Origin of the sequence: Saccharicrinis sp. 156, from assembly GCF_050589685.1 — a bacterium.
GTDB lineage: Bacteria > Bacteroidota > Bacteroidia > Bacteroidales > Marinilabiliaceae > Saccharicrinis.
This window is the reverse complement of the sequence record NZ_JBNGOS010000038.1, coordinates 46,062-65,943: the sequence shown is the minus strand read 5'-3', so window position 1 is coordinate 65,943 and position 19,882 is coordinate 46,062. Positions and strand designations below refer to the sequence as shown.

The following is a 19,882-nucleotide window of genomic DNA, read 5'->3' as shown; positions in this document are numbered from 1 at the left end:
AGAACGACAGGCATAATCAAAAAAAAGGCCACTTAAAAAGCGGCCTTTTGATATTTCATATCATTCGTTGCTATTCTTCAACCGGTTTTTGATCAATTTCATCATCTACCAAAATACGGCCACAATACTCGCAAACAATCACTTTTTTTCTGGATTTGATATCCAGTTGACGCTGGGGTGGAATTTTGTTAAAACATCCCCCGCAGGCATCACGCTCAACCGTAACAACAGCCAAACCGTTGATAGCATTTTTACGGATACGTTTGAAAGCGGTCAAAAGGCGATCTTCAATCGTGCTTTCGATTTGTGCGATTTTCTCTATTTTCTTTTCTTCGTCCACCTGTGTTTCACCTACAATTTCGGTAAGTTCTTTCTTTTTGGCTGTAAGGTCGGCTTTTCTATCCTCCAGCAATTGCCTTGAAGATTCAATCACCGTTTCTTTGTTATTCAGCTCCACGGTAAACTCTTTGATTCTTTTTTCGCTCAATTCAATCTCGAGCTTTTGGAATTCGATTTCTTTCGACAATGAATCAAATTCGCGGTTGTTGCGAACATTCGATTGTTGAGCTTCGTATTTTTTAATAAGTATACCTGATTCTTTTATTTCGTTTTTCTTTCCCGAAATAGAATCGTTTAACGCCTTAACTTCATTGTCGTAATTGGAAATACGGGTCTCAAGACCTTCAATTTCGTCTTCCAAATCCTGTACTTCAAGTGGTAACTCCCCTCTAAGTGTTCTAATCTTGTCAACCTCGGTTGCCACTTTCTGTAGGTCGTATAATGCCTTTAACTTTTCCTCTACAGACATTTCAGCGTTTTTATTTTTTGTTGCCATTCTGCTACAAATATTTAATAGGATTTGTATTTACTTTCGATAAATGAACCGCAAAATTAGGTATTTTTTTTGTAAGTAGCTCAAAAAAAACTTCTTTAGTAAATTGTTCGCTCTCAAAGTGCCCAATATCTGCTATTATTATTTCATTTTCGGCATCCGAAAACTGGTGATATTTAAAGTCGCCACTGATAAAAATATCTGCGCCAACACTTTTAGCTCGGTTGATTAAAAAACTTCCTGCACCTCCGCATACGGCCACTTTTTTTATGGGTTTGTTTAAAAGATTAGTGTACCTGACTGTTCCTGCGCCAAAGGTTTCTTTAATTCTTTTAAGAAAGGAAAGTTCGTCCTCAGGAGAATCCAGAATACCATACATCCCGGAACCGGCCTGCTCGTAACTATTATCCAAAGGATAAATATCATAGGCTACCTCCTCGTAAGGGTGTGCTTTTTTCATAGCCGAAACCACCCTTCCTTTAAGATGGGCCGGTACAACTGTTTCAATCCTGACTTCCTTTTCGGTATGAAGCTCTCCTTTGTTTCCAACAAAAGGGTTGGTCTCTTCGCCGGCCCTGAATGTTCCCTGCCCTTGCAAATTAAAACTACACGAATCGTAATTGCCAATATTTCCGGCGCCAACATCAAACATAGCTTGTCGTACCATTTCAGACTGAGATTCAGGAACAAAGGTCACTATTTTAAATAATTCCCCTTTTTTGGGTGCAAGGATTTCACAGTCCTTTAATCCTATTTTCTCGCATATTTTGCCGTTTACACCTTTCATCACACTATCCACATTGGTATGTCCTGCATAAATCGCAATACTGTTTTTAATGGCCTTTATAATGACGCGTTCGGTATAATTGTTTCCGTTAAAACGCTTAACACCTCCCATCGCAATGGGATGATGAGCGAGAATAAAGTTAAAACCCAATTCAATGGCCTCATCGATCACTTCCTCGGTAATGTCAAGTGTTATTAATATTCCATTTACATCGTCATTTTTATTGCCGATGATTAATCCGGCATTGTCGTAACTCTCCTGAAACGAAAGCGGAGCGAAGTCTTCGAGTATTTTAGTGATTTGTTTTATTTGCATGATAAAAATTTAGTATAAAGTAACAAGATGAAAGTGGTTCAAACAGTCTATTTCCTTTTTCTCATCCCTCACCTCCTACACCAATTGTATAACAAAATCAGCCGTAAGCCATTTTGCTTATTACAATGGTTAATGACTATCCAGAATCAACGTGGTTTTAAGAGTGAAGCGCACTAAAGGCACAGTTTGATTAATAAACGTTATTACTGCTCATCTCTTATCTCACTGTCTGACTCAAGATTCTCTTTCATCTCCATTAGAACAGCTCGGATGTCTTTAAGTTTAGTAATCACTTCAAAGTTGTTGATGGTATCTTCCCGGTTATCTTCCAGCTTTTTTTGCGCACCTTTCAGCGTCATTCCTTTTTCCTTTACCAGGTGAAAAATCAAATGAAAATTATCTACATCCTGAGGTGTAAAAAGCCGGTTCCCTTTTTTGTTTTTAAAGGGTTTGATGATTTCAAATTCCTTCTCCCAAAAGCGAATAAGCGAGGTTTTAACTTCAAACATCTCCGCCACTTCACCAATGGTGTAGTACATCTTTTCTATTTTCGGTTCTTTGTAAGGCATACAATTAGTCAATAGTCATTGGTCAATAGGCATTAGGCATTTGGCGCATAACAACATTCCGTCGCAAAAAATATTTAAATATTGACGGGAAGTCATTGCTTATTCTTGTCACAATATTACTTGAATTTTAGGAAAAATCAATATTTCACTTAGCTTGAGATATTATTTAATGCCAATCTATTGCCAAGTCAAGAATAGTGATTCTTGTATTCCAATAGCGCCGTCTATTAATACGGCGATTCATTTTTCTTATTTCTCCATTTCCCCAAAAATCCTACAATTTCCTTCATACCACCACAATGGAACCAACAGTAGGTTACCTTTTATTAGTTACCTTCTGTAAGTTACTTTTGGTAAGTTAACCAAAAAAAACAATACCTCTAAAAACACAAGCTCGACTCTTCCTCCACCGTGTTAAAGGCGATAAAAGTATTGATGAATACCGAGTTAATATACATGGATTTCGACGAAAATCGGGGATGCTTATTATGACGTGTATGAACTGTTTTTTAAACGGTGGAGTGAACATTTTGCAAGATAGATTCAATTATGGCAACAGAAAGCATACAGCCAAACACAACAATGGCCATTGACTTTTTACAGCAATTAGGTTTGCAATGCCGCTCTTAAAAACTATTTTTGGGAAAACTTGTTTTTATGAGAGCCGCATTCTTCCTGTTTACATTTTTGGTAACATTTCATATTCATGCCCAAAACGATACTCTTATCTCCTTTATTGGCGTAGGCGATATGATGTTGGGGACAGACTTTCCAAAGAAAGAATACCTTCCACCAAACAACGATCCTTTGCCCTATGTTGCTGAAGCTATTCCCTACCTAAAAAGTGGCGATGTAACATTCGGGAACCTGGAAACTTGTTTGTTAGACGAAGGCCCTGTGGTAAAACGATGCAAGGATACCACCAAGTGCTACGCCTTTAAAATGCCCGAGAAATACGGATTGACGTTGAAAGAAATGGGTTTTGATTTCCTCAACCTGGCCAACAACCATATTCGTGATTTTGGCGTATTAGGCATGCAAACGACCCGTCATCATCTTGCAAAATTAAATATTGCCTGGTCGGGTTTATTGGATAAGCCGACAGACACTATCACGTCCAAAGGTTTAAAAATAGGGTTGGCAGGTTTTTCGCCTAACACGGGAACGGTGGATATCAATGACCTGCCCAATGCCATACGAATTGTTCAAAACCTAAAAGATACATGTGATATCGTTATAGTCTCTTTCCATGGAGGGGCCGAAGGAGCAGAACACCAACATATAACCCGGGAGAAAGAAACTTTCTACGGAGAAAACCGAAGTAACGTATACGAGTTCGCCCATGCCATGATCGATGCAGGGGCCGATATTATCTTTGGTCACGGTCCGCATGTTACCCGAGCCATGGAAATTTATAACAACCGATTTATCATCTATAGTCTGGGTAATTTTGCCACTTATTCCCGCTTTAACTTAACAGGTCCCAATGCACTGACGCCTATCATTAAAGTGTATACCAACCGGAAAGGCGAATTTATCAAAGGTGAAATTATCCCGTTCAAACAAATCAAAAATGTAGCCTTGGCATACGACAGTAGCAATGGGGTTATTCATAAAATTAAAGATCTTACCAAAATTGATTTCCCGGAATTAAACCACAGACTGGTGATAGAACCTGATGGTAAGTTCAGTATGCCGCTGGAAAGAAAAATGGTACCCAAGAAGGTAATCTGCAGCGGACAGTTATCATTAGGCAGCAGAAAGTTAGTTGACATTAGACAATAAAATTATTGTCATCAATAAAATTGGAATCCTTAATATTCTCGATCCCCTTTTAAAATATAAACCTTATTCCAATAGAACCAACTTTAATGAAGGAGGCAATAATAGTTTAAGATTCCAATATGAAGGCACGGTTATTATAAACTTATGCATCAGAAATCCTGTTACGCTATTAAACCACATCAAAACAAGATGTTTCAATTCTCCAGAGCGTTGCTATTCCTCTTTTCTGCAACTCCCTGTTTTATAGTATCGTAAATACTCATTACGTACCACTATTCCATAATCCGGCCTTAATCAACAGACGATCCCTTCTTTGAAAATTTGACAGCACGGGTTTAACGGCCTAACCAGCTAGCGTAATTTTAGTTACAAAGAATTAATTTAACATCCCACGATTTAAAAAACCGTAACATCTGTGGACAAACACTTAATATATCGGCGGATACTTATGCGGATCGAACTCAGTCATAATTTCATAAATGGCCTCGTAAACATCTTCGGCATTTGGGTTCGAGAAATAATCTCCATCCGTGCCAAAAGCTGGTCGGTGATCCTTGGCCGTAACGGTTCTTGGAGCCGAATCCAGGTATTTGAACGCCCCGTTTTTCTCTACCACCTGCTGCATCATAAATGCGGTGGTACCACCCGGAACATCCTCGTCGAAGAACACTACCCTATTGGTTTTTTTAACGGACTCCAATATCACACCATGAATATCAAATGGCAACAAGGTCTGAACATCAATCAACTCGACAGAAATCCCGATGTCAGACAACTGCTGCACCGCTTCCATGGCAATACGCACGCAGGAACCATAGGTCACCAAAGTGGCATCTTGCCCCACATGTAATACTTCAGGAATTCCCAACGGGATGTTGAATTCTCCAATATTGGAAGGTTTTGGTTCACGGATTCGGTATCCGTTTAGGGGTTCAATCACTAATGCCGGATCGTCTGCCTGTACCAATGTGTTATACATACCGGCTGCCCGGGTCATATCACGAGGCACACACACATAAACACCCCTAATGGAATTGATCACCATGCTTGTTGGCGAACCTGAATGCCAGATTCCTTCCAGCCTGTGACCACGTGTACGGACAATCATCGGAGCTTTCTGGCCTCCCTTGGTTCTATATCTTAAGGTGGCCAAATCGTCGCTCATGGTTTGCAGGCCGTACATCAGGTAATCGAAATATTGAATCTCGGCAATGGGACGCAAACCGCGCAAAGCCATTCCCAGACCTGTCCCGATGATGGTGGTCTCCCGGATTCCCTCATCCCAGATTCGCAGGCTACCGTACTTTTTCTGTATGCCTTCCATGGATTGATTCACCCCTCCAAGAACACCTGTATCCTCGCCAAAAGTCACTAATTCCGGTATTTTGGCGAATAAAGCATCAAAGTTATCCCTTAAGATCTCCCTTCCCGGAACTTTCTCCACTTCTTTGGGATAATGAGGTGGGACAACCGGAACCTTAACCGCGGCAAAGTCATCTTCAGAGTACAACCTGTCATTATACATCTCGCTGGTTTTTTCGCGATAATCCGCAATCCAACGTTGTAAATTAAACTTAAGGCTGTCCGGGTTATTACATGTGTTACAGATATGCCGCAATATTTTCCTGGCAGTGGATAGTATCGCTTTACGGTTCAACGTCATTTCATTTTTCAACTCCTTCACCAAAGTATCAATGCGCTCATCGTTTTTACCGGTACACTTACACAGCCTTTTGTCCACGATATCCAGCAGCATATCCCTCTCTTCTTTGAGGGTGGCCATATTCTGTTTCCAGGCTTTCTTTTTGGCTTCGTCAACTTCCTGACGGGCTTCGACTTCAATTTTGTCCAGTTCTTCGGCCGTTGCCAACGAACGTTCAATCATCCAGTCTCTCATCTTAACCAGACAATCAAAATCTTTTTCCCATTGCAGACGTTCTTTCGACTTATACCTCTCGTGCGAACCTGATGTTGAATGCCCAACAGGCTGCGTCACCTCCTCCACATGAAACAATACGGGCACATGCTCTTTTCGACATTTGGCCACTCCTTCTTCATAGGCCTGGCACATACCAGCATAATCCCAACCTTTCAATTTATAAATAAGAATACCCGTTTTGTCTTTAGCTCCCTTCTCGAATCCTTTTAATAGCTCTGATATACTTCCCTTGGTTGTCTGTACGCTTTTGGGTACCGATATCCCATATCCGTCATCCCAAACCGACATGGCCACCGGTATTTGATGAACCGCGGCCGCATTCATGGTTTCAAAGAAATGTCCTTCCGATGTACTGGCATCGCCAATGGTACCAAAGGCAACCTCATCGCCTCCCTTACTAAACTTAACAGATTCCTTAAGCGCAGGACTGTTCCGGTATATTTTAGATGCGAAGGCCAATCCTATCAAACGGGGCATTTGCCCGGCAGTTGGGGAAATGTCCGAAGAGGTACATTTCATATCTGCAATATTTTTCCACTCTCCCGAATCGGTTATGGTTCGTGTCCCAAAATGATTGTTGAACGAACGACCGCCATTATCAGGGTTTAAATCCGTATCGGTTTCTCCGTATAAAGAAGCAAAAAACTGCACTGGCGTTGACATTCCCGCTGCCAGCATAAAAGTCTGGTCGCGATAATACCCCGAACGCCAATCACCTTTCTTAAATTGCTTGGCCATAGCTATCTGAGCTACTTCCTTGCCATCGCCAAAAATTCCAAACTTGGCTTTTCCGCTCAACACTTCCTTGCGTCCTGCAATACTCATATTGCGGCTCATATGACCGATGCGATAATCGTTCAACACCTCTTTTTTAAACTCGTCAAAACTAATTCCTGAATTCGATATCATGCTTTTATAATAGACTATTTGAGTTTAGACAATAGATTTTTTACTCATTTTATTTCTTCCAAAATGATTATAACCTATTTTTTACCGACGAACAAAGCTAATAAGAATTATTCTAAATAAAACTGCAATGTGTCATTCTCTATTGAAATAATATTTGGTTTAATAACACCAAATAAAATTGCGCAGTTGCCTTTCCATTTCCCAATCATCAAACATATTTTTACACGGTTTGTTTATTAAATACTATAATTGCGTATTTTTGCACATACAAAATCAAAAAATAGAGAAGCTATGTTTTTAAAAGTATTATTACTAAGTATTGTGTTGGTGGCAGTGGTGTTTGTATTAATGGCTATCAGTATTTTGATTAAAAAGAAAGGAAAATTCCCCAATATACATATCGGGAGCAACAAGGAAATGCGTAAAAGAGGTATTTCCTGTGCGACTACCCAAGATAAACAGGCACGAAAAGAAACCATTAAAATTAAACCGTTGCATTTGGGTGGCGATGACGAAAGCCAGACGCTTAGTTGTTAATCAGATATTAGTTCTTGGTCAATAGTCCGTAGTTATTAGTTTGTTAGAAATTTCCATTGACAATTGACCAATGACTATTCACCTATAATCAACTTCTCAAACCCTCGGGTATATTTCACCTGGTTTTCCCCACTTTCATCTACATAAATAAAATAGCCTTCTGTGTTTGGAAGAGAATCTATCAAAGCATAACCCTTTTCTAATCCCATAACCATACAAGCGGTGGCATACGCATCGGCCCTCATGCAATCGGGGGCAATGATAGATGCGCTTAATACAGAATGCTGCACAGGATAGCCTGTCTTTGGGTCGATGGTATGTGCATATTTTTTACCGTCTTTAACGTAGAAATTACGATAGTTACCCGAAGTGGCCAGGGCCACATTCGTCAGTGATAGAATGGCCTGTAACTCTCTATTCAAAGCCGCTTTATCATCAATAGGTTTATCAATGCCAACCCGCCAGGAAATACCTTTATGGTTAATACCACTAGCCCTTATCTCTCCACCAATTTCCACCATATAGTTTTTTATACCCTGCGAAGCCAGATAATCGGCCGCCACGTCCACGCCAAAACCTTTTGCAATAGCACTGGCATCAAGCATGATATCCGGCTTAGCCTTATTAAGGAAATCATCGTTTAAACTAACCATATCCATGCCAACATTCGGCATCAGTGAATCAATCAATTCTGGGGTCACCTCATCTTTCTTTTTAAAACCGAAACCCCAGACATTCACCAACGGACCGACTGTCATATCAAAAGCCCCTTTCGAGTTTTTATAGACCTCCTGACCAGAAAGGAAAACCTCTTTCATCATGGGATCTATCTCTGCACCTTTTTCGCTCAAGTTAAATCTGCTGATGGTAGATGTTTTTACATAAGTTGACAAAGATGCATTTACCTCATTCAAGGCGGTCATTACGCCTTTATCTAAAGCATCATTCCCCTGAACAGGCTGATAAATAATATGGTAGTAGGTTCCAAAAATAGGACCTTCTATTTTTACATAGTCGTAAGACTTTGTTTGGCACGACAAAGTTACTAAGGTCAGGAGTATGATAAGGATCTGCTTCATTATTTAATTTTTTGAGATACAAGCGCAAAAATAACGCAATATCCGAAGCAGACAAAGTTTAAAATCCTTTAGGCCGAATCTCACTTCTGATTCCCATTAAACCCGCAATATGCATTAGAAAATATATTACACATTGAAATTGTTTCAAAACAAGACACTCCGCTGCTTCACTTCAACTCACCATAACGATGCTCCCGAAAGTAATCGGGACAAGTTATGCCTCGTTTCAGTAAAGACTTGTTTTATTGCACTTTCAATGTTCACCACGAAGTTCTAATGCATAATCCGAGTTAAAGTTATGCGGATAATTTGACATACGGTTCTGAAAAGTTAAAACGGATTCTTTAACGATCACCCCTTGGTCAATATTAATTGCTTTTCGGATCGTACTATTTTTCATCCAACCCTTACGTCCTTCAATAATAGCAGATAAATATATAATTAATGCAGCTGAAATTGACCTTGAGGCACTTTCCCACAGATAACTTGGTGTATGATCTACAGCATAGTAGTCGACATTACCAATATGTTGCAAAGGATTTTTAAATGTGGTTGGCTTCGCAAAATAGAAGCCCATACCTTCGTCGCAACTGACATCGATAATTAGAGTGCCTGGTTTTAAAATATCTTTTTCTTCTTCCGTCACAAAATTGATTGGATGGTCTGTATCCTGATAAACACCATTAATAATAATTTCAGATTCTCCAATTAAATCCGATAGAGGCAGTAGCGTTCCATCATGCTCTACCGCAACAAGTCTGGGTTCATTATCAACACCATCACGGATACGGATATAATGAACATCCAAAATTTCTTCACGCACCTCATGGTCCGGCCTCTGGATACAAATCGTTATATCCCTGAATCCATGTGCCTTTAACGCATAAATGGCACCTCTGCTAACTGCACCAAAACTAAAAATAATTACTTTCCGCTGGTTGCCATAATGACCATCGATGCCTTTTAATTGTAATGCATGAATAACGGCACAGTAACCTGCCATTTCATTATTTTTATAAAACGTATGTCTTCCTACCCGACCCTCAGGAGTCCAAACAAACATATCCTCAAAGGCAATAAGTGTCAATTTTCGGTCTATCGCTATTTGAGTAATGTCATTTTGTTGGGCGCAATGCGGATATCCCCATATAAACCCACCTTCTTTTATTTCCTGTAAATCGGCCAATACTGGTTTTGCAATAATTACAGAACCAATTTCTGTCAACAATTTATGACGAGAAGCCACACCTCCTGCACGAGAAGTGAAAAACTCGTCATCCACACCAAAAGGTGCGCCATACCCTTCTTCAAAAATTAACTGCCTCCTGATGTTCTCCGGAATCCGTGTCAAGTGATCGGGATGAATCGGGACGCGTTTTTCATCTTGTTTTCTTGAAGTACCAATAACTCCTAGCATAATTCTTTCCATAAACTTTTCTCTTTAAATTTTTGCCATTAAAAAAATATTATCGGCTCTACATAAGTAATCCAATGAGAAATTTATTGCCAGAGAGAATGATTATGTTGTTTCGTAGCAAAATGAAGCAATAACTGATTGAAGTAAGAAGTGGTATAAACCAGTCGCAATTTACTCTATTTATTCAAGAAATACATTTTTTTGATAACCGAATGAATTATATTCAACAAAATTCTGCTTACGTTCAAACACAAAAAAAACTTTTACATACTACAGTTGTTCTTCGAAAAACACAAAATTGCTCATTTTTCGCACACTATATAAAAGCATTATTCGTTTACCTAATATATCAACATACACAACACAATGGAACCGGCATGGCCGCCTGCCTGTTGCAGACAGGAGCAAATTATTAGGACAACCTATTATTGTTAGTTTTTTGCACTGGTTATTAAGGTTTTGCTATTATTTATACATGAAAAAAAACATTTTACTAACGGCCTTACTCCTGGCTGTTCTACACCCTACTTTTGCGGCTAAGAAAGGCAAACCGACATTGCTGGTTGGGTTTTACGGAGGAGTGAATTTTACCCAACCTGCCAGCTTATACTCCTACAGCGTAAATAATGTTCTTGGCTCAACATCCGATATAACCCCAAAGAACTACCATGGAATGTTAAGTAATCGGGGTAACCAGTTTGGTTTTGCAATGTTTTACCCTGCTTTTGGCAATCTACATATTGGGTTGCTTCCATCTTATAGCAGTTACAAGTATGCCTATACAACAGAACGAAGTTGGACCGAAGAAACTGGTTCTACTCTTAATGATGAAACTGAACACATTCAAAAGCTCAGGTATTTTGAGATCCCCTTATCGGTTCGTTATTATGTGGGCACTACTAAGCTTAAACCCTTTGTTGAAGGCATCGTTTCTTACGGGATGATGCATACGGCAGACAAAACAGCAAATTCGGAATTTACCAGAGACAACGGAGCCACTGCTTCTGTTGTTCAAAGCACCTCGATAAAATCGGATTATAGCGACAATTTTATCACCAGCAGGTTCGACCTGGGTGTTGGAGCAGGAGTATCCTACGACTTTAATCAGATTATTCTGATGCTGGGTGCGTCGTACTACATTAATATAAACAATGTTACCGATGAAGAAAATCGCTATTCGAACGATTTGTTTGTAGGCAATGCTTATGATGTTCAGGACGATCTTAACCTACATGCTTTAAAAGTGAATCTGTCGGTGATATTTCCTATCAGCAAAATCACCAAACGTTCCGATATAGAGTGTAATTATTTTAGAGAACAGAGAGATAGAAAGAAAAGGTAATCAATCAACAGCCAACATGATGCAACATAGTTACGTTTTAATATACAGTTTAGTTCTAACATTGTTTTTATGCTCTTGCGACATTAGAAACAGTAATGTAGAACCCGAATACAATTTTGTTAAGGTTTACGATGATGAAGATGTTACCAAGTCTTATTTCCCTGTAGGCGCAATAGAAACTGATGACGGAAGCATCATTATATTATCTGCCGTAAATGATTCGCAGAGCACAAACTACCCTACTATTCATGTGATGAAAACGGATAAAAGCGGAAACCCGGAATGGGAAACGAACGTTGATCCCGCTTACGTTAGTCCCGTCACGGGCCTACTGAGTTTTGGGGGCGAGATACGCTTTGTATGCATGGACGATAACTCATTTATAGCACAGGTAATGGAGATAAACACCGTTACAGGTGATGTTACAGAGGTAGGCGATATGCCCGATAGCTATCCGCTTGCAGCTCATTACTCGCCGGAAACCAACACACTTGTGATAGCATCGTACGATGGAATTGGTTACAATACCATGATTACCGGATATGATGCTTCTTTGAATTTATCCTTTGAGCTTATCTCACCTACCAACAAGGATTTTTCTTACGATATTTTTCAGCACTTAAAAAAACAGCGTGCTCCTTTTCCCTTTTTCATCCATTCTTTTGAAAACAACGGGATAACCTACTACGGCGTAAATGCTTTTTCAAACTATACCTTATCCTTGCTTTTTGTGAATCACAGCAGCAAAACCATCAGCGGCAGGGTAAACGGATACCAGGAACAAGGTGGAATAGGCGCAACGGTTAATAAGGCAGATGGAGTGTTTGCCATTGCCAAATCAAAATTTAATATTGGAGATATTGCCTTTGCTACAGAAGCGGCCATTGATGTTAACGGTATTCAGAACGTGACCCAACTTGAAGATATAGCTTATCCTGAATTATCGACAAAATCGAATGTTAAAATCGTAAAGGAAGAGTTGAATGGGAAAGAAATGTTGGTATATGCCGCCACAACCAACAGCAATCAATTGGCATTATACTTTTTTGACGCCGAAACCAATGAATTAAAACTCACCGAATACCTGGGACATACTAACCCTGTAGAAATATCCAGTTTCTTTAAAGCCAATGACGGTGGACTTATAATTGCCGGAAAAACAATGGTAGCAGGAAGATACGAACGTATTATATTATACAAAGTGGCAACGGATGAGATGGATTTTTAGTTATTAGTTGATTAGTCAATGGTATAGTTGACTTTAAAAGTGACGTTTTCAACAAACGAAAAATGTTGTCATTTAAAGGTGTATGGACCCGAAGTTAATAAACAATTCAAGGGTACGGGGTGTCGCTTCGCTCTATATTCGGCATTCAGCCTTGGGAAACCAAACAATACAAATTTATTAATATAGGAAGCATAGGCTAATTTACCCCCGGTCCCTTCGTCTTAGACGCAGTACTTTCCCCGGTTTCAGAACCAGGGGAAGAACCAATGACTCTAATATCCATTGACCAATGACTGAACTATTACCTATCTTTTGACAATAATCTTACCGCTTTCCGTGTACTGTTTTGTTTCTACGGAGAAAAGATATTGGCCTACCGGAAGGTTGTTTACCAACAGGTAAAAATTGTGATCCCCATAATTCAGGAACTCTGTTTTATGCAGATACACCACTCTGCCATTTACATCAAAAATCTTTATTTTGGCACTGCCGGGCATGGGCATCTTAAATTGAATAGTCAATCTATCGGAAACAGGATTTGGGAAAGCTATGGCATTAACAAAACCCGCTTCCAGCTCTCTAACACCGATATCCAGGCCAAAAATATCAATCCTGTTATCAATAAAATCGCTAAAGCGGGCTACCTCCAGGGTTTCTTTGCTGGCTCCAAACCAATCCTGTAAAACGGACGTATATACCTGACGATAATCGACCTGGTACTTCATATTCCCCCCAATCAAATCGCTGAGGTCGGGATTGTCGCCTACCACCTGGCTTTTCACGGCTTTCCCAAAAACAAATACCGGGGTTGAGCTTCCGTGGTCGGTACCGTAACTATCGTTGGATTTCACCCTACGGCCAAACTCGGTAAAGGTCATGGTCAGCACTTTATCCTCCAATTCCATATTGGCCAAATCATCCTGAAAGGCTTTAATGGCCGATGACAAATGGTACATTAACGAAGCATGTATTCCAAGCGTAGAATCGTTCTCGTCCACCTGATTCCCATGTGTATCGAACCCACCCATGCGGCACATAAAAATTCGCGTTTTAATTCCGCCTTTCAGCAAACGGGCTATCAGCCTAAGCTGACCCGACAGGGCATTTTTCTTATATAGCGCCAAGGTGGGCGCAGGGTATTCTGTAGGGTAATCAACGGTTGAGTTAGAACCATTATCGTACACTTGCTTTAAGCGCTCGGCATAAACATTCGACATACCTTCGAACTGCCACAGATATTCCAGTTCTTCACCCGCATAACCATCGGGCTTATGCAAGGTTGCATTATCTACCCCCACCCCGTTAATCAGCTCGTAAAATGCTTCGGGACTTTGTACGTTTAATCCAATGGGTATTCCTTGTTCCCTGTGAAAAGCCAACGACATGGCACTCCCCATCTCTATGGCAACGGGATCTTTCATGGTCTCACTTGGAAATGCATCCGGGTAATTGGGGTATTCCAGATTAAGGAACCTACCCATCCATCCCGAAGTGACATCAGCCTGGTCTTCGGTACCATCCAACCCCATAAAAACCAGGTCGCGCCCTCTAAAATGCGAACCGTTCATATCGGGGTAACCCACATTCTGAATAACAACTGCCTTGTCTTGGTCATACAGTTGCTTGAAATGAATCATATCAGGGTGTAATCCTACCTGTCTGCGCTCAGGAATGGATTCATCTACGTTAATATAACTGCGCTCCCCATGATCGGGCAGTGCGATATTCGCCCTCAAATTATAATATTCGTTGTATTGACCAATGGGAACCAACGAGTTAAGCCCATCATTACCGCCATGTAACTGAATAAAAATTAGCACATTTTCGTTATTACCTTCCAACGCGGCTTTGGCCATGGCCGTTGTGGGCATCATCGCCCTCACCGGTACACCACCTAAGGCAAAAGTACCTGCAGCTGTTGCACCTATATTTCGTATAAAACTTCTTCTTTTCATATTGATTAGCATTAAGACAAACGAACACAAAGACGCTGGGACACAAAGTTTTTTAAAATAACTACCCCTGTTTATCTCTGTTTAAATCTTTGAAAGGATGCTGTCAAATATAATTCCCACGCTTACTTGCAGATTATGGTGAACTCATATTTGGCAATACCTTGCAGCGATTAATTAGCACAATTGGTATTCAGGCGACTGCATAATAGCATTGATCAAGATCAAAATACGGGATTCAACGGTGGTTTTATATTGGCTTGGATCAGAAACATAGTTGTTCCATTCCGCGGTCCACGCCGATACGTACAAACCATCCAGAAACACGGTGGTCAAAAAGAAATCACGTCTTTCCGCAGCTATCGGGAATGGAATCATCAATTCTATCAATGCATCAACCAGGATATTAGCATCCGCAGGAGTAGAAATTGCACCACCGTTCTCAACCCAGGACAGGACATCTATTTTAATGCCTAGAACTTCGCCCTTGGGGTTTACTCCATTTAAAATATACTCGGCAAACTTATATCTGTATGCCAACGTATGAGGCCTGATCCAGTTTCGGCTGTAAATAGGGAATTGATGATAAGCCGGATAACCTGCCACTTCGAACGGCTCGTAGAAATTAAGCCCTTGTTCTTCTATAAATTCAAAAATACCATCGATATATACCGTATTGTACAAAGTATCCAAGTCAGCAGGAACATTTACATCGAACAACCGCAAAGTTCCTAAAATAAGATCGATAGGGGATTTGATGATAGATCCAATGATATTATTGGATGTTGCTGCATCATCCACATCGTAAAAATGCTGGCTGCTTAACATGGCTTTTACCAATGTTGGCATATCATAGCCCGAGGATTTAAACTGGGCGGCCAATGGCACGATTACATTGGCCTCAATGTCATTATCAATCATATAATAAACAAAAAAGCGGTAGAGTTTGCGGGTGATAAAGCGGGCCGCTTCGTCTTTATCAAAAATCATCTCAATCATCTCATCAAACTCTTGCCTGGCCGCATCGCTGGTAGCATAACCGTTACTTAGTGCTGATGGTGCTATTATACTGTTATCGAACCTGCTGCTAAACACCTTTTCTCCGGCGTCGTGCCTGTTGGCAATAAAAGTGTCACCGCTTTCCAATTCTCTTAATACACCTGTGGGTAATTGTGTATCTTCATTTATATTTCCAAAAGAATGGTCAACCTGATATCCTGTCAAAATCCGTGTAGCGGCCTTAATATCATCCTCGGTGTAATGGGTATAATCGCCCAGGCTCACCTGTGGTCCCCGACCAATGGAATACAGCTCGAACATCTCCCGTGCAAAATTTTCATTGGGACTGCTTACATCGTTGGTGCCATTATCTAAATAAATAAGCATGGCATTATCCATACAAATGTGTTTAAACAGCTCCTTGAAACTGCCAAAAGCGAATTGCCGATACAAGGCATTCTGATAGTAGATCATTTCTGATGATTCCACCAAACTGCGCCGAACAGGTAAATGGGTGTGAAAAAAGTAAGTTAACCTTTCGGAGATATTAGTTCCCGAATTTCGCATCTGTTCCAGATGCCAGATAATAAAATAATCGGTCAACTCTTTTTGCCCGCTGTTGCCTCCTGTTGCTGCAGGGTTTAACCAGGTTTCACCAGTCTTTAAATCGACGGGTAATTCGGGCGGAGCAGGCTCCGAGAAGAGTTCATTCATGGCCTCATCAACAGTATAAGAAGCAAACTGTTGAATGGCCGCCTCAGTAGGTCCAAAAGTAGCCCGCCGTAACAGATGGGCCGCATTTGTTCTTCCTAAGGCACCAGATAATTTGTCTGTTGCTGCCATTAAGTTGTGTGTTGTGTTGATTTATTTAAAGATAACGAAATTATTTTTCCAATAGTATTTTAGGTAATGGATTACTTGTTTGAGTGGTGGAATTGAAATACGGATTGATCATTTTTTGTCCACAGTTTAAAAGGATTTAACAGATTATTGGCATTTGACAATAGTAAATAATACCAATTAAGATTTGAATGAAGGTTTTAACAAACTTGCGACAGATGCAAAAACAAAATGGACAACATTATAATTCCAAACAGCCAGAAGTGCATTTGGAATTCACGCCAACGGCTCACCCCAATGAACAAAAATCATTTTCAAGATTCAGGCACCCGAACTTTATTGGAACTGGAACTATTGTTTATTTTGCATTTGTCAGCAAGTCATTTAAAAGCTGCTGATGTTTTTCGGGTTCTTTGGAGTCTAATAGACCGCAAATCATACCCCGATCATATACTAGCACTACCTTACCAATATATGGGTCTGCAAACACATATTGCTTTGGCTTAAGCTTTTTTTTGTATTTAACTCTATCGAAATATTTTTCAAGTAGGGTTTTACACTTCTCATCGTTCCCTTTGTAGGCAAACAAACGGATTTTTTCTCCAGCATTATTGTATTCTACCGTACACACACCATCAAAACCGGTAAGGCCTATAAAGTTTTCTGCCATATAGCGTTCGGAATAATCAATTTTGTTTTCATTTGGAAACCAATTGAACTGCATCGGTAAAGAGCAATCTTTGCAGATGGATGCTGCCACCCTCCTTGCAAAAGTCAACAGCTCTGTTTCATTTACTTCGGGTTGTCCATTATATATTTTCACATAATAATCCCCTGCTAGAAGAAACACCGCTCCCCCATCAATAAATCCTTGTGCCCCAATATTATTTATACTTGCAGTTTGAGGCCTTTCCTCGGAATAGATACCAAAGGCCAGCATTGGATTTCCATGACGGTAAAGCTCCAAGGTTAACATTTGCCCGGATGAATTTTTATAATCGACCACCCACAAATCCTTGAAATCATAACCCAAATAAAAATCGGATGCACCATTGATATAATCGTAAAGGTTATCGGGAGAAAAGTATTGTTTTTCACCTTCAATGTCCCAGGCATTTATGTTGGCAAATTTGGTTGGATAAGATTGGGAGAAGGCAGAATATTGGATTGATAGGATTAGGAGTAAAAATAATTTTCTGTAATTCATAAGTAAATAGGTTCTAGGATTAAGGGATAATATCTTGTTTACCTGACGCTTAATTAAGACGCCTTCTATTAGGTATAGGGAACGGTTCTGATTCGCATTAGATACAGAACCGTTCCATTGCCCTGTTACACGATAAAATCGTCAGGCACGTCCATTAAACGGCAAATATCTTGTACTCTTTCGCCCACGGCAAAATCCTTAACACATGTTACCGTGCACTCATCACAGTTTGCACAAGCATTACTATTGACCTCCATGTGCGACAACAAGTCTTTAGCCTGATTCATATCCCGATAACCATAAGTATACATGTACGAACGCATTATTTCGGGGATTGGCAGATTGTTTTTACACATTCCTTCACAATGGCTGCACTGATTGCAGTATAAGCCTGCCACATCACGGGCATAGTCCAGATCTTTTTCTTCCTTTTTGGTCAGCTTAAGATCTTCCATTACCGAAAAGCTTTCTTCCAGATGTTCGAAAGAAGTGAATCCCGGAATAGCGGTACAAATATTCTCGTCGAGCAAAGCCCATTTTAGTGCCGCCCTGGTATTAACAGGCGCCGTTTTTTCTTTGTCCAGAAATCCCCCTGCCATGGTTTTCATGGCCACAAAACCGATTCCTTTGGCAGCTGCTTCTGCTATGGCCAGTTTTAATTCTTCGCGATGGTCCTGCTTAAAGTTGTATGCAGTTAGCACCACATCGTAAATACCAGCCTCTACCGCTGCCCTGATAACATCTGGCTCGTTTTTATGTGTTGACACCCCTATAAACCGAGCCTTCCCTTGCTCTTTGGCTATTTTAACCGCTTTCAATATTTCGGGATGAAGAACTGCTTGCTTTGTTGAGAGAGCATGCACATACAGCAGATCCACCTGACGCATCTGTAAACGCTCCAGGCTTATATCAAGCATCTCCAAAAACTTTTCGGCTGTAGCTTCTTCATTTATCAACCCGGTTTTTCTATCCATATCCTGACAGTACACTTTGGTGGCTATAAAAAACTTGTCCCTGTCGTGATTTTTCAACACCTCCCCTATCATAACTTCATTTTTACCTTTCTGATATCCATGAGCTGTATCAAAGTGAAGGATTCCTTTGGCGATACCTCCTTCGACCAGAGCCTTGCCATCACCCCGCATGGCACCAAAACTAACAATGGGAAGTTTTACTCCCGTACGTCCTAGCGTCCGATAAATTATTTTTTGTTCTTTTTTAGGCTTGGCTTCCGCGGTATTTCCGTTTAACAACGTAACTCCTGCCAATCCGGCAGCTGTTACTTTAATAAAATGACGTCGGTTGTTCTTGTCTTTAGTTTTCATGGTTACACGTTTTATGGGCGTATGTAAGTTACTAAAATTATGGCATATCTGAAATTTACAGCACAACTATTGCACGGACATACATTTGCCCCGACAGATTGATATCCATAATATTTATTTGAGTGGAATTTTAATTTTTTTAAAACAATAAGTATATTCCTACGTATTTCACATACTGGTTATACAAAGAGTTATTAAATGGGAGATATACATATTATTGAAGAACTAAGAAATCAATTACCCAAAAAGCTGAAAGAAGTCAAAAGGGTAACCTGGTTTTTACGTGGATATCAACTGAACGATTTGGGACATGTTACCCACCTGAGCATCTCAAAGTTCGGGCTTCAAGGACAATGGCCCAAAGCCCTTTTTAAATTGGAGCACCTTGAATTCCTGGATATACAGGATAATGAAATCACTGCGATACCCACAGAAATCTCTAATTTAAAAAGTTTGAAGTGTTTGGATATCCGCGTGAACCAACTCAGCTCACTCCCAACATCTTTAGTTAAAATGCCGATGTTAGAAAAACTCTACCTGGGTGACAATGCTTTTCAAAAAATACCTGTGGTTGTAGGCTCGTGTCCCTCTCTTTGCACCATTGATTTTACCAACAACCTGGTTTCAAAAGGCTGCGAACATCTGTTTAACTCTAAAACGATAAAAAACATTTACCTGAAACAAAACGAGCTTACTTCATTTCCGTTCCACTTAACTGAAGGTAAGAATATTGAAGATTTAAACCTGATGGAGAACCAGGTTTCGAATATCCCCGAAGAAAACAAAAACATTGCGAATTTATTATATTAAAAAATGGCTG

15 protein-coding genes are annotated in these 19,882 nt (G+C 40.2%); 5 read left to right on the top strand and 10 right to left on the bottom strand.

Going from position 1 to position 19,882, the window contains the following annotated elements; all coding sequences use genetic code 11:
* Positions 1-70: 70 nt before the first annotated feature.
* The 3 genes from ACRD64_RS20310 to ACRD64_RS20300 all read right to left on the bottom strand — a co-directional run bounded on the left by ACRD64_RS20310 (position 71) and on the right by ACRD64_RS20300 (position 2,503).
* Positions 71-835, bottom strand: a complete 765-nt coding sequence (locus tag ACRD64_RS20310) for a zinc ribbon domain-containing protein (protein WP_430935478.1) — start codon at positions 833-835, stop codon at positions 71-73.
* Between the two features lie 4 nt (positions 836-839).
* Positions 840-1,934, bottom strand: a complete 1,095-nt coding sequence (locus tag ACRD64_RS20305; RefSeq protein ID WP_430935476.1) for a Nif3-like dinuclear metal center hexameric protein — start codon at positions 1,932-1,934, stop codon at positions 840-842.
* 203 nt (positions 1,935-2,137) lie between these two features.
* Positions 2,138-2,503 (bottom strand): MerR family transcriptional regulator, encoded by a 366-nt coding sequence (locus ACRD64_RS20300; RefSeq protein WP_430935474.1) that lies wholly within the window; start codon positions 2,501-2,503, stop codon positions 2,138-2,140.
* Positions 2,504-3,142: 639 nt separating this feature from the next.
* Between ACRD64_RS20300 and ACRD64_RS20295 the strand changes: the two genes are divergently transcribed.
* Positions 3,143-4,288 (top strand): CapA family protein, encoded by a 1,146-nt coding sequence (locus ACRD64_RS20295; protein WP_430935472.1) that lies wholly within the window; start codon positions 3,143-3,145, stop codon positions 4,286-4,288.
* A gap of 427 nt (positions 4,289-4,715) precedes the next feature.
* Here the strand turns inward: ACRD64_RS20295 and ACRD64_RS20290 are convergent, their stop codons facing one another.
* Positions 4,716-7,136 carry an alpha-ketoacid dehydrogenase subunit alpha/beta gene (locus ACRD64_RS20290; protein WP_430935470.1) on the bottom strand — a complete coding sequence of 807 codons (2,421 nt, stop codon included), beginning with the start codon at positions 7,134-7,136 and terminating at the stop codon, positions 4,716-4,718.
* 291 nt (positions 7,137-7,427) lie between these two features.
* On the opposite strand from ACRD64_RS20290, the gene ACRD64_RS20285 reads away from it, so the two are divergent.
* Entirely contained in the window at positions 7,428-7,673 is a 246-nt protein-coding gene (locus tag ACRD64_RS20285; RefSeq protein ID WP_430935468.1) for a hypothetical protein, read from the top strand.
* Positions 7,674-7,747: 74 nt separating this feature from the next.
* On the opposite strand, the gene ACRD64_RS20280 is transcribed toward ACRD64_RS20285, so the two are convergent.
* A complete protein-coding gene (locus ACRD64_RS20280) occupies positions 7,748-8,752 on the bottom strand; it encodes an FAD:protein FMN transferase (RefSeq protein WP_430935466.1) in 1,005 nt (334 codons plus the stop codon).
* 253 nt (positions 8,753-9,005) lie between these two features.
* A complete protein-coding gene (locus ACRD64_RS20275) occupies positions 9,006-10,181 on the bottom strand; it encodes a N(5)-(carboxyethyl)ornithine synthase (protein WP_430935464.1) in 1,176 nt (391 codons plus the stop codon).
* Positions 10,182-10,644: 463 nt separating this feature from the next.
* Between ACRD64_RS20275 and ACRD64_RS20270 the strand changes: the two genes are divergently transcribed.
* The gene (locus ACRD64_RS20270) at positions 10,645-11,511 is read left to right on the top strand and encodes an outer membrane beta-barrel protein (RefSeq protein WP_430935462.1); all 867 of its coding nucleotides are present in this window, start codon (positions 10,645-10,647) and stop codon (positions 11,509-11,511) included.
* 16 nt (positions 11,512-11,527) lie between these two features.
* Positions 11,528-12,739 carry a hypothetical protein gene (locus ACRD64_RS20265; protein WP_430935460.1) on the top strand — a complete coding sequence of 404 codons (1,212 nt, stop codon included), beginning with the start codon at positions 11,528-11,530 and terminating at the stop codon, positions 12,737-12,739.
* Positions 12,740-13,044: 305 nt separating this feature from the next.
* On the opposite strand, the gene ACRD64_RS20260 is transcribed toward ACRD64_RS20265, so the two are convergent.
* From ACRD64_RS20260 to ACRD64_RS20245, 4 genes are all read right to left on the bottom strand, one after another.
* The gene (locus ACRD64_RS20260; RefSeq protein WP_430935458.1) at positions 13,045-14,694 is read right to left on the bottom strand and encodes a DUF1501 domain-containing protein; all 1,650 of its coding nucleotides are present in this window, start codon (positions 14,692-14,694) and stop codon (positions 13,045-13,047) included.
* 174 nt (positions 14,695-14,868) lie between these two features.
* Entirely contained in the window at positions 14,869-16,533 is a 1,665-nt protein-coding gene (locus tag ACRD64_RS20255; RefSeq protein ID WP_430935456.1) for a DUF1800 domain-containing protein, read from the bottom strand.
* A gap of 355 nt (positions 16,534-16,888) precedes the next feature.
* Positions 16,889-17,737, bottom strand: coding sequence for a DUF6599 family protein (locus tag ACRD64_RS20250; protein WP_430935454.1), 849 nt, complete (start codon positions 17,735-17,737; stop codon positions 16,889-16,891).
* A gap of 125 nt (positions 17,738-17,862) precedes the next feature.
* Positions 17,863-19,062: an aldo/keto reductase gene (locus tag ACRD64_RS20245; protein WP_430935452.1), complete on the bottom strand. Its 1,200-nt coding sequence runs from the start codon at positions 19,060-19,062 to the stop codon at positions 17,863-17,865.
* 198 nt (positions 19,063-19,260) lie between these two features.
* Here ACRD64_RS20245 and ACRD64_RS20240 point away from each other — a divergent pair, with 198 nt between their 5' ends.
* On the top strand, positions 19,261-19,872 hold the full coding sequence (locus ACRD64_RS20240; RefSeq protein WP_430935450.1) for a leucine-rich repeat domain-containing protein: 612 nt from the start codon (positions 19,261-19,263) through the stop codon (positions 19,870-19,872).
* Positions 19,873-19,882 lie beyond the last annotated feature (10 nt).

Bases quoted from the DNA above. Each gene is read 5' to 3' on its own strand.
- ACRD64_RS20310 (WP_430935478.1), bottom strand. From the start codon at position 835: ATGGCAACAAAAAATAAAAACGCTGAAATGTCTGTAGAGGAAAAGTTA.
- ACRD64_RS20305 (WP_430935476.1), bottom strand. From the start codon at position 1,934: ATGCAAATAAAACAAATCACTAAAATACTCGAAGACTTCGCTCCGCTT.
- ACRD64_RS20300 (WP_430935474.1), bottom strand. From the start codon at position 2,503: ATGCCTTACAAAGAACCGAAAATAGAAAAGATGTACTACACCATTGGT.
- ACRD64_RS20290 (WP_430935470.1), bottom strand. From the start codon at position 7,136: ATGATATCGAATTCAGGAATTAGTTTTGACGAGTTTAAAAAAGAGGTG.
- ACRD64_RS20285 (WP_430935468.1), top strand. From the start codon at position 7,428: ATGTTTTTAAAAGTATTATTACTAAGTATTGTGTTGGTGGCAGTGGTG.
- ACRD64_RS20280 (WP_430935466.1), bottom strand. From the start codon at position 8,752: ATGAAGCAGATCCTTATCATACTCCTGACCTTAGTAACTTTGTCGTGC.
- ACRD64_RS20275 (WP_430935464.1), bottom strand. From the start codon at position 10,181: ATGGAAAGAATTATGCTAGGAGTTATTGGTACTTCAAGAAAACAAGAT.
- ACRD64_RS20270 (WP_430935462.1), top strand. From the start codon at position 10,645: ATGAAAAAAAACATTTTACTAACGGCCTTACTCCTGGCTGTTCTACAC.
- ACRD64_RS20265 (WP_430935460.1), top strand. From the start codon at position 11,528: ATGATGCAACATAGTTACGTTTTAATATACAGTTTAGTTCTAACATTG.
- ACRD64_RS20260 (WP_430935458.1), bottom strand. From the start codon at position 14,694: ATGAAAAGAAGAAGTTTTATACGAAATATAGGTGCAACAGCTGCAGGT.
- ACRD64_RS20255 (WP_430935456.1), bottom strand. From the start codon at position 16,533: ATGGCAGCAACAGACAAATTATCTGGTGCCTTAGGAAGAACAAATGCG.
- ACRD64_RS20250 (WP_430935454.1), bottom strand. From the start codon at position 17,737: ATGAATTACAGAAAATTATTTTTACTCCTAATCCTATCAATCCAATAT.
- ACRD64_RS20245 (WP_430935452.1), bottom strand. From the start codon at position 19,062: ATGAAAACTAAAGACAAGAACAACCGACGTCATTTTATTAAAGTAACA.
- ACRD64_RS20240 (WP_430935450.1), top strand. From the start codon at position 19,261: ATGGGAGATATACATATTATTGAAGAACTAAGAAATCAATTACCCAAA.